Annotated in this window: 5 protein-coding genes and 1 pseudogene; 1 reads left to right on the top strand and 5 read right to left on the bottom strand. The window is 67.9% G+C overall.

The features are described 5' to 3' along the window. Window positions 1-287 precede the first annotated feature (287 nt). Complete coding sequence (locus AB0M56_RS50290; RefSeq protein ID WP_364190710.1) at window positions 288-656, bottom strand: VOC family protein; 369 nt, start codon at window positions 654-656, stop codon at window positions 288-290. 63 nt (window positions 657-719) lie between these two features. Between AB0M56_RS50290 and AB0M56_RS50285 the strand changes: the two genes are divergently transcribed. Continuing rightward, window positions 720-1,178, top strand: coding sequence for a MarR family transcriptional regulator (locus tag AB0M56_RS50285; RefSeq protein WP_364190707.1), 459 nt, complete (start codon window positions 720-722; stop codon window positions 1,176-1,178). A 228-nt stretch (window positions 1,179-1,406) separates the two neighbouring features. Here AB0M56_RS50285 and AB0M56_RS50280 read toward each other — a convergent pair whose 3' ends face one another. The 4 genes and pseudogenes from AB0M56_RS50280 to AB0M56_RS50265 form a co-directional block, all read right to left on the bottom strand. Next, window positions 1,407-2,612 carry an Ig-like domain-containing protein gene (locus AB0M56_RS50280; protein WP_364190704.1) on the bottom strand — a complete coding sequence of 402 codons (1,206 nt, stop codon included), beginning with the start codon at window positions 2,610-2,612 and terminating at the stop codon, window positions 1,407-1,409. Window positions 2,613-2,720: 108 nt separating this feature from the next. Further along, window positions 2,721-3,590, bottom strand: a complete 870-nt coding sequence (locus AB0M56_RS50275; RefSeq protein WP_364190702.1) for a patatin-like phospholipase family protein — start codon at window positions 3,588-3,590, stop codon at window positions 2,721-2,723. Between the two features lie 64 nt (window positions 3,591-3,654). Next, the gene (locus AB0M56_RS50270) at window positions 3,655-4,308 is read right to left on the bottom strand and encodes a DedA family protein (protein WP_364190699.1); all 654 of its coding nucleotides are present in this window, start codon (window positions 4,306-4,308) and stop codon (window positions 3,655-3,657) included. 139 nt (window positions 4,309-4,447) lie between these two features. After that, window positions 4,448-4,567, bottom strand: a pseudogene (locus tag AB0M56_RS50265) (lipoyl synthase); the annotation flags it as partial.

The raw sequence follows: 4,567 nt of genomic DNA, 5'->3' as shown, positions 1-4,567 counted from the left end.
CGCCGAACTTACTTAGAGTAGGCCCCGGTCGAGAATCTTCACGGTTCTCCCGGGGCCTGCCTCTATTTCCCGACCCTTTCCGACCGACCGCCGGCTGGTCTAACGGACCGCCCCCGGCGGCGCCGGCGGTCACGACCGCGCGGCTCGACGTCGCACTCCGCCCGCCCCAGGGGTGAAGAGCCGGACAGGTGATCACCGCGGGGCAGACGAACTTCGCCCGGGTTCTCGCGTTTCGGGCGCAACCGCGGTCTGCGGGGGGCGATGGTCGTCCGGTGGTGTTGGGCTTGTCAGGTGCGGTCGTGGAGAGTGATTCGGTAGCCGTCGGGGTCCGCCAAGGTGAATGTCCGGCCGAAGGGGCCGTCGATCGGCGCGGAGACGATGGTGTGGTTGTCGGCGACGAGAGCATCGTGAATGGCCTGGACGTCTGTGGCGTGGAGCCAGATCGCGGCACCGATGCCGGGCTGGGCAACGGATGCGAGATCGGTGCCGGGAACGACGTCGCGGAGTGCGAACGCGATCGGCTTCGTCTCGAAGACGACGGCGTGCGGAGGTCCGGCCGACGAGCGGACGAGGCCGAGGTACTGCTCGTAGAACGCCTGTGAAGCATCGAGGTCGCGCGCTTGGAGCGAGATGAAGTCGGGGCCGGTGGCGGGCATGATGACACTCCATAGTTTCGTGTCAGCTTTCTGACACGGGGCAATCTATGTCAGAATGCTGACATGAGTCAAGACGGTGTCGGCGTTGACCTGGAGACGTCACTGGGCTACCTGCTGAAGGAGGCGTCGAGCGTCCTTCGCGCGGCCATGGAGGAGGTGCTGCGGCCGCTCGGGATGAGCGTGACGCACTACTCCTGCCTCGAGCTGCTGGCACAACGACCGGGCTTGTCGAACTCCGAGCTCGCGCGGGGCGCGTTCGTGACACGGCAGACGATGAATGTGCTGCTCCAGACCCTGGAACGAGAGGGCTACGTGACCAGGCCCGCGGAGGCACCCGTCGGAAAGGTTCTTCCCACGCGGCTCACGCCTCGCGGCCGGCGGAGCCTTGAGAAGGCGACCGTGGCCGTCCGGTCCGTCGAGGTCACAATGCTGGCCGGCATGACCGAGGCCGAGCAGTCAGGCGCGTTCCGGATCCTGCAGAGCATGATCCGTTCCCTGCGCGACGCCAACGACGGTGCATAGCTCGTTCCCTTGCGCACGTCGTGCCGCGCGCGGACAGAAGCGCAGGAGAGCATGAAAATCCGTGCAGGCAACTACGTACCTCCTTCACGGGCGGGACAAGAATGCCCGGCACAGAGCCCACTCGACACCCCCAGACGACGAGAAAGGCGCCGGAGCAACAATCGCTCCGGCGCCTTCCGCCAGTCCGTCACCCGCGAGCCTCACCCCGAAGCGGAGGCCCTCCAAGGCTCAGAGAGCTGAGCCCTTCTGCCAGTCCGTCCAGGACTTGGACCAGTCGCCGTACAGGTCCCACACGGGGAGCTGCGGGCCGCCCGAGTTGGTGACCTCCACGACGTCGCCGAGGCCGAAGTTCTGGAAGAACCATTCGGCGTTGGCGGCGTTCAGGTTGATGCAGCCGTGGGACACGTTGGAGCTGCCCTGCTGGCCGACGCTGTTCGGGTTCTCGTGCACGAACTCCCCGTCGTTCGAGATGCGTTCGGACCACTTCTCGTTGGAGCGGTAGGCCTTCGGGTCGGGCGGGCAGACGCCGTAGGTGCAGGAGTCCATCGTGTAGTTGGCCTGCTTGTCCGAGATCACGTGCGGGCCGAGGTGGGTCGGCGTGGCGTCCTTGCCCATGGAGATCGGCATGGACTTCACCATGGAGCCGTTGTGGAAGATCTGCATCTGCTCGGTGTTGCCGTCCGCCTTGGCGATCCAGGAGTCGTGCACCTTGTACGTCTCGGTGCGGTCCTCGGCGCCGAACACGCCGTTGCCGAAGTCGACACCGTAGATCTTCGCCGTGACGGTCAGCGTGGTGTTCGGCTGCCAGTACTCCTTCGGCCGGTAGTGGACGTTCTTGTCGTCCATCCAGTACCAGCTGCCGTCCTGCTGCGGCGACGACTGCACCGACAGCGCCTTCTCCACGGCGGCCTTGTTCTTCACCGCGGTGCCGAAGCTGAACACGATCGGCTGCCCCACGCCCACGCCGGTGGACTTCACGGCCGACGGCGCCGGGATCAGGTTCGCGTTCGCCTGCTTCTTCGGCGACACAGTGGTGATGTCACCGTCCTTCTCCACCTGCTTGCCGTCGGTGCCCTGGGCGTGCGCGACGACCTTGTAGGTGCCGGCGTAACCGAGCACCTCGGTGTTGGTCCAGCTGGAGCCGTCCGTCGCGAGCTTGCCGGCGACCGTCTTCCCCTTGGAGTTGGTCACCGTCACGTCGGTCAGCTTGCCGTTGGCGGCCTTGACGACGATCGGCGTGGTCGGGCTGATGCCGGTGGCGTTGGCCGGGTCGATCGACACCGTCGCCGGAGTCGCGTCCGTGGCCGCGCTCGTGCCACCGGGGGTCACGGGCGACGCGCTGCCGCCGGTGTCCCCACCGGAGGAACAGGCCGAAACCAGCAGGGTTGCCGCGAGAATTCCGGCAACCGAAAGGAAAGTCTTCTTCGGGAACATTTTGTCTCTTTTGCGGGGTATCGCGGGCCGGCAGGCATCTTCTATTCCAAAACTACGCGATCAGGAGGACGCGCCACGCAGCGGATAGGTGCATCGCAGTGGCGTGGATCACCCTGTGACGAGCCCTGGCGCACCGTAGAGACCGGGGCCGTCGACGACCAGTTCCTTCAGGTAGTCACGGGCCGAATGGTGGGCCTCGTCGGCGAGCTGGTCCGTCTTCGTGAAGTCCAGCGGGCTGACGCGCACGGGTGCCGGCCCGGGCAGGTAGACCACAGGCGCGCGCCGCGCCGCCGCGGGAGCCTCCAGCGCCGCCTGATTGCGCATGCTGATCAACGCGGTGAACATCATCACCTCGGCGAACGTGTGCGGCGCACCGGGCATCTTGCCCGGAAACGCGCAATCCAGGACCACCAGCGAGCGAGCGCCCATTGCGAGCGCCTGGCGCATCGGCACGTTGGCCACCAGGCCGCCGTCGTAGAGCAGCCGGCCGTCGTAGTCCACCGGCGGGTAGATCCCCGGGATGGCGCAGCTGGCCAGCAACGGCTCGCGCACCGGCCCCGTGCGGAACAGCACCGGCTCGGCCGTGTCGACGTCCGTGGTCACCACGCCGGGCGGGAGCTCCAGGTCCTCGAAGCGCCGGCCGGGGCCGAGGTGGTCGTCGATGATCTTCGTGAGACCCGTGTTGGGGAACAGGTTCGTCTTGCTGTGGCGAAGCGTGCGCACCTGGCTGAACACGCCGCCGGGAAAGGCTTCGTGCTTCGTCATGTGCTTCCAGATGTCGTGCAGGCGCCCGAGCCGGTCGGCGCCGGGCAGCGCCAGCACGGCCGCGTTGAGTGAACCCACCGACGTGCCGACCACGAGGTCGGGTGTCACGCCGGCTTCGTCCAGCGCGCGCAGCATCCCGACCTGCAGCGCGCCCAGGCTCCCTCCGCCGCCGAGCACGAACGCCACCGGCCCGGGGAGATCGAGTGGGGTCATACCGCCGAATGTAGTAAGCGTGAGCGCTCACGGCGGCGTCACGGACGTGTGATGCCGCACCGGATCACTCGGCGACGCGGACGGGTTCCTCGGTCTCCTCGGGTGCCAGTGCTTTGCGCTTCTTCATGCGCACCAGGAAGAACACCAGCACCCCGACGACCACCGCCGCCGCCACGAGGAAGCCCGTGCTGAACGCGCCCTCTACCTTCTTGGCCGCCTCGCCGAGCGCCGCGCCGAGGCTGATGTGCGCGAGTGACCAGCACAACGCCCCCGCGGCCGTCGCGGGCAGGAACTTCCGGAACGGCAGCCGTGACGCGCCCGCGGCGGCCGGCGTCAACGTCCGCAACACCGGCAGGAACCGCGCGAAAAACACTGCCCACGCGCCGCGCCGCTCCAGCACGCCGGCGGCCTTGTCCCACGCGTCGAGGCCGTACTTGCGGATCAGCTTCGTCTCGCGCAGCCGTGGTCCGAACCGGCGGCCGAGCGCGTAGCCGACGGAGTCGCCGAGCGCCGCGCACACCGTGACCACGGCCCACAGCGTGAGGAACCGTGGTGTCGTGGTCGCTGTCGTGGCCGCGATGAGCAGCGCCGACTCGCCGGGAGCGATGAACCCCAGGCCGATGGTGCACTCGGCGAACACGAGCCCGCCGGCCGCGGCGACAAGGCCCGGTTCCGGGAGTCCGTGCAGCCAGTTCAGGAGATCCGTTACCAGAGCCACAAGGTCACTTTACGGATTCTTTGGACTCCGTCACGGCGCTCCGCCCGACTTGGGGGACTTCCCAGGGACTGCCCGTAGGGGCCGGGAACGACGAAGGGCCCGCTCGAGGTGAGCGGGCCCTTCGCGAATCAAACGCCGGTCAGCGTGCGAGCAGCGAGCTGGCCTCTTGCGCTGCGGGGCCCTGCTCGGCCAGGTGCGCCAGGTTCTCCGGCAGCTCCTCACCACGGTGGGCCTTGGTCTGCGCGTACAACCGGCCCGC

Origin of the sequence: Amycolatopsis sp. NPDC051372, assembly GCF_040682095.1 — a bacterium.
Classification (GTDB): Bacteria; Actinomycetota; Actinomycetes; order Mycobacteriales; family Pseudonocardiaceae; genus Amycolatopsis.
The sequence above is the reverse complement of the archived record's forward strand: the minus strand, read 5'-3'. Positions and strand labels throughout refer to the sequence as shown.